Annotated in this window: 3 protein-coding genes and 1 pseudogene; 1 reads left to right on the top strand and 3 read right to left on the bottom strand. The window is 46.9% G+C overall.

The window, feature by feature from the left end:
- A partial coding sequence (locus KDK13_RS17950) for a hypothetical protein (RefSeq protein WP_257286367.1) occupies window positions 1-705 on the bottom strand: 705 nt, incomplete at its 3' end.
- A gap of 275 nt (window positions 706-980) precedes the next feature.
- Window positions 981-3596, bottom strand: coding sequence for an autotransporter outer membrane beta-barrel domain-containing protein (locus tag KDK13_RS17945; protein ID WP_257286366.1), 2616 nt, complete (start codon window positions 3594-3596; stop codon window positions 981-983).
- Window positions 3597-3810: 214 nt separating this feature from the next.
- Between KDK13_RS17945 and KDK13_RS19065 the strand changes: the two are divergent.
- Window positions 3811-3894: pseudogene (locus KDK13_RS19065) on the top strand (hypothetical protein); the annotation flags it as partial.
- Here the strand turns inward: KDK13_RS19065 and KDK13_RS17935 are convergent.
- The gene (locus KDK13_RS17935; RefSeq protein ID WP_257286365.1) at window positions 3888-5099 is read right to left on the bottom strand and encodes a DUF1501 domain-containing protein; all 1212 of its coding nucleotides are present in this window, start codon (window positions 5097-5099) and stop codon (window positions 3888-3890) included. The pseudogene KDK13_RS19065 and the gene KDK13_RS17935 overlap by 7 nt on opposite strands.
- Between the last annotated feature and the right edge of the window lie 121 nt (window positions 5100-5220).

The following is a 5220-nucleotide window of genomic DNA, read 5'->3' as shown; positions in this document are numbered from 1 at the left end:
TGTATTTATTATTTGAATTGAATTGTCAGCATCTAAATGATGATCCATCTTTAATAAACTGGTTAACAGATATTTGAATGCTATTTTATCATTATAAGTTATAGGTTTATTATCATTGTTCTTATCCATAATGGAATCCAGAAATTTCCCGATATCTGAAAATGTTTTGAACGGACCTGCATCCCATAAGGCCATTTGTACATCTATTGAATGAGTCCATTCAATATTTTTTTCATCTGTTGAATGAGTCGGTTTACTATTTTTATCATCTATTGAATGAGTCGAGTCAATACTTGAAAAGAATTCCATGGCATGGATGTTTAATTTTTCAAAAAAATGATCGGTTTGGGCCAAGGCTGGTAATATATGGATTAGCTCAATATTCCTTTGATTAATCGGAGTACCGTGCGTATGTTTGCTGCCGTGGGGAAAACTCAGCTGGTAAAGTGTCATCAGTTCATGTTTTAAATCAGCGGGTAGAAACTTGTCGTTGCGTACCTGAAAAACAACCCTGTTACCATGACCAAACAGGTAATTTGTAATAAGGTTACTTTTTGAGCTGATTACAGCAGTCACAGTGGAAGCTGCTGATTTAAACAATTTACCGACTGTGGATCCAGAGCCAGTGGCGAAAGTGGATGGCCTTTTCAGGGGGGGATGTCCACTGTTCGCTGGAACAGTGCCATTTCTCTGCGAGATATTCATGGCTGCTTCCTTACCTCGACCTGTCTTTAAGAGATTTAATTTCCGATTTGAATCAATAATCCAAAATTCGACTTTTATTAGCAGAAATAGTTCCATTTATTATGGTTCTGAAAAGACCCGGAAGCTGGCAAAACTCATCGATGTAGACAAACCCGGATAATCCTGATTATCGTAGGTTTTTGTAACGGAAGATATGTTGAGTATTTGGGGGGAAAACCGTTTGGTCAATAGATGGAGCTTTGGATACCACCCAAAGCTCCTTTCGTTAACAATGATTAAAAGTCGTATCTCAACTTGGCACTGATCGTGTCAGCACCAAAACCAGACTTCCAAGTATGATCGTAATTTACCGAAGCGGTCAGATTATTGCCAATCATATAATTTGCGCCCAGACCGGCTTGCCAGGTGGTTTTCTCAGGTGCTGCACCGGTGCTGGTAATGATCGTATCGCCCGTCAGAAAACGGCTTTGTGTCTGTACCTGATCACCGGCAAAATCGTGCCATACATTGAGGGATAGGGCGGTATCAAGTGAGCTTTGGTTAAACTCAACGGTTTTCATGGCAGTAAGGCCAGCACCCAGTTCGATCACTTCATAACGCTGCTGTTCCAAAGCCAAGGCTGCAGCGGAGCCTGATTCCTCATAGGCTTCAACCTCTACACTGCCGTAATTGAATGATACGGTTGGCTGCAACACAATGTCCTGATTATCCAGAAAAATATCTTGCCCGGTGGTCAACCGTAATCCCAGTTGATCGGCATCATATTCAGATTTGATCAGGTTATTGAGACGTTCCCCTTCATTGTTGCTGCGGCCAAGAATGGCCATGGCATCAAAGAACAGATCGCCATTCTGCCAGCTACCATACACCGTACCTATAATACTGGAGGTGTCTGTACTGTTATTTGAACCAATGCTATTGGTCGTGGCGTCAGCGGCGGTAAACGCAACACCCAGGATCCAGTCATCATTGATTTCACCATCGGCACCGAAGGTAATGCCGTTGAGACGGGATTTGAAGCCATCGGCTGCCGCTCTGTCATCCTGTTTGCCTTTGCTGTGCAAGTACTTGGCCCAGGCCCCGCCAGACTGGAACATGTCACCGGTATTTGTGCCAGAGCGGGTTGAACTGATCCGGCTGGAAACGCTGTCAAAAGTGGCTGACTGGGTAACGGATGCTCCGGCCACATTGGCACCCGAGGTTTCCGGTTCAAGGGCTTCTGCCAGCTCTATCAGGGCTTCAACGTTGCCAGAAGCAGCTTTAAACATTTGGTAAACAGGATCATTTTCATCCAGGTCTGCAAGGACTTCTGTCTGGAAAGAGCTGATCATTTCCTGTGTTTCTTCAGAGGCCCCGGCGCTGGCAATCACATCGCCTGCATCATTGGTTGATACTGTGACACTGACCGTATTTGTATTGCTATCGTCGTATACAGAAACATCAAGCAGTACAGAGTTGCTTGCTACTTCCAGACCATTATCGGTAAGTGATGTCGCCGAAACAATGACATAATTCTGACCTTCCGCAGCGACGTTAAATGCATTGGTACTGTCAATGAGGATTTTAGAGCCTGCATCAAATGTAGCGGTATCTACCTCCAGTACAGAACTGAACTCATTATTGCCAGAATCAGGAGATTCACCAATGGTCACGATCTTATCGTCCAGCACAGCCACAATAGTGCCGTTACCAACATAGGATTTAAAGTCAGAGCCGGGGATAGTTTTTAAGGTTCCACTGTTGTTCAGGCTTAAGTTATCCCCGGATAACCGACCATCAATAGTACCGGATTGGGTGTTGGTGATCCCCAGCACTTCTCCGTCATCAGCAAAAATGGCGTGAGTTAAAGCTTCTGCGAAGAGACCGTCAGCTCCGACTGAACGGATGACGTCTGCATTCCAAATGGATTCATTGGCATCCTTGATTGTATCAGTACTATCACCACCAACAAGAATGCCTATATAACCCTCAATGATTCCTTCGTTATTGATGTTGTTCAAGCCGTTACCGCTGACTTCAATGGCGATTCGTTCACTACGGATGATGCCGCCTGATTGGTTGTAAATTTCACCGTCAGAATTATAGCTGTCAGCGTTAGTGCCAAGCCTGCCCCGGTCAATAAAGATAGCGCTTAGCTTACCTTCAATAAGTCCGGCATTATTCAAATCACCGTTCAGTAATAATGGGTTGTTATCATCCACAACTCTAAATAGTATGGCATGACCATTTTCACTGATAATTTGACCACCCGGCAGGTTTTGAATAGAGCCTTCTACAATATCCTGAACGACGATGGCTGAACCACTTTCATAGTCTGCAGGTTTATCACTGTCAGGTTCAACGTCAATCCCTGTAGCCCGGATTGTGCCAGCATTGCTGATAGCGATAAATTTATCGATATTTCCATCAGTAACAAACAGACCATGATCCTCATTCACCAGGGGCTTGGCAATGGCAGTGGTACCATCAGCGTCAAGCAGAATACCGGTTTCTCCAGAAATGGTTGCACCACTTTCGTTGATGATGGAGCCTCTGAACCCTCCATCGGTAACATCAATACCTACAAAACCGTTAATGGTTCCATTATTGGTGATATCGCCGGTTGTATTGCTGACAAACAACCCAATAAAGTTGGTATTATTTCCACCATCAATAGTACCGGAGTTGATAATATAGCCAGTCACACCATTGGCATTGAGTGCGGCGTCAACACAATCTGCGGGATCATTTGGGTAACAGGCTACATCGCCATTAGCAGGTGTGACGGTTTGATCAGCGGTAATTGTCTGTCCATTTGAATCAACATCTGCGGCAATCAATGGCACACTATAAACTGAGCCATAAACGACAACAGCAATCGCCGAAGAAAGGATTCCCTTTTTAAAGTCCATTTGTCATTCCCTTGCAGGTTTTTTATTAGCCACAACTCCTGTGTGAATAGATCATAATAATACGACTATGAACAGATGCAATAGAATAGATGTTCGACTTAACCCGGATACCTCATGGAAACACTACTGAACCAGTTGCGACAACAGCGGGTACTGCCCGCTATTCAAATTAAGAGTCTGTGAGAGCCTGGACGGTGCAGAGCCGCTGGCTGAAATGCTGATCGCCAATCAATCATCGGTTTTCATGGTGCCGGGGGTTAACTCCCCCAGCGATATTGAACAGGGCATGTATCACGGTGCTGAAGTGTTGACGTTCTTCCCGGCAGAAGCCTCTGGTGGTATTGCCATGCTGAAATCGCCCGGAAAAACCGTCTCAAGCTGTGACCTGGAAAGTTGCCAGTGATTTTTCAATACGGAAGAAATCCAATGTCGTATATCTGACGTTGGCCGCAGATCACGCCCTTCATACAGATCCTCTTGGCCTAAGCCCGGCCAGTCCCCCAGTACCTGTCCTCCTTTTATACCACCTCCGGCCATCAGCAAGCAGGATGCGGTGCCATGGTCCGTACCTCCGGTACCATTGACTGCCACGGTGCGGCCAAACTCTGTGGCAACGACAATCACAGTATGTTTCCAGGTGCTTTCCCCCATGGCCGCTCGCAACGATTGAAGACCGGAGTCGAGTGTCCGGAATTGTCGGGTAAGGCGGGCGTGCTGATTATCGTGGGTATCCCAGCCCCCCATCTCCAGCATAATGGCATCAGGGCCTTCCGGATTGCTGAGCAGTGTGCCAGCAGCCCTTGACTGATCAACAAAGCTGCGACCACTGTCATCCATGGAATCACCCACCATATTCCGGACATCCTGTGCCTCTACAAGACGCTGGTGGAGTAGAGGATCCTGCTCATAGAGTTGCAACAGTCGCTGATAGAGATCCCCTTTGGCAGGGGATATAGTGGGGGGATACCATGTAGAGGAACGCTGGCTGCCCCGGAGGCTGACCGGCAGTGAGTGGGCCAGGGCAATACCGGTTTTACCGGAAACTTCCAGGGCACGAGCCAGCCAGCCACTGTCCTGATTGACCGGCAGCAGGGCAGATTCCAGTTCATCCTGGGCGGCAAAGTGGGAGCGTTGACGGCAGGTGGATGCTACGGCAACCACTGGAGCCATCTGTTTTTGCCGATACCAATCGTACAGTGTGGACAGTTCACGGTTCAGGCCAAACCGGCCATCAAGGGGTAACATGGTTTCCACAACCTGCCGTGCAAGCTGTTGCCGTGCAAGCATCAGATGATCATCAAAGGCGGGTATGAACGTATGCAGGGCATCCAGAGCACCCCGTAGTACGATCCATACCAGTTTTGCTGAAGAGTCTGCTTTACCGGTTGGAGTGTCAGCCAATAATGAGTGACTGTTTAATAACGGTACACAAACCACCCCCGCACCGAGCCATTTAACCAGATCACGTCGTTTAATATCAGGTTTTTTATTAATGCTTGCCATAGCGCTTATCTTCTTATGAACTCAGGGCTGAGAAATAACATGGCCAATCCCTGGCGCCGACTTTCGGCACCACCGATCACCTTTTGGGAGTGAGCAGACAGCTGACTTCCCAGTATCTCCT

The organism is Endozoicomonas sp. SESOKO1 (assembly GCF_024606265.1).
GTDB lineage: Bacteria > Pseudomonadota > Gammaproteobacteria > Pseudomonadales > Endozoicomonadaceae > Endozoicomonas.
Note: the sequence above shows the minus strand (reverse complement) of the source record. Positions and strands in the feature narration are given on the sequence as shown.

Excerpts from the sequence above, each read along its gene's own strand:
- KDK13_RS17945 (WP_257286366.1), bottom strand. The coding sequence starts at position 3,596 with ATGGACTTTAAAAAGGGAATCCTTTCTTCGGCGATTGCTGTTGTCGTT.
- KDK13_RS17935 (WP_257286365.1), bottom strand. The coding sequence starts at position 5,099 with ATGGCAAGCATTAATAAAAAACCTGATATTAAACGACGTGATCTGGTT.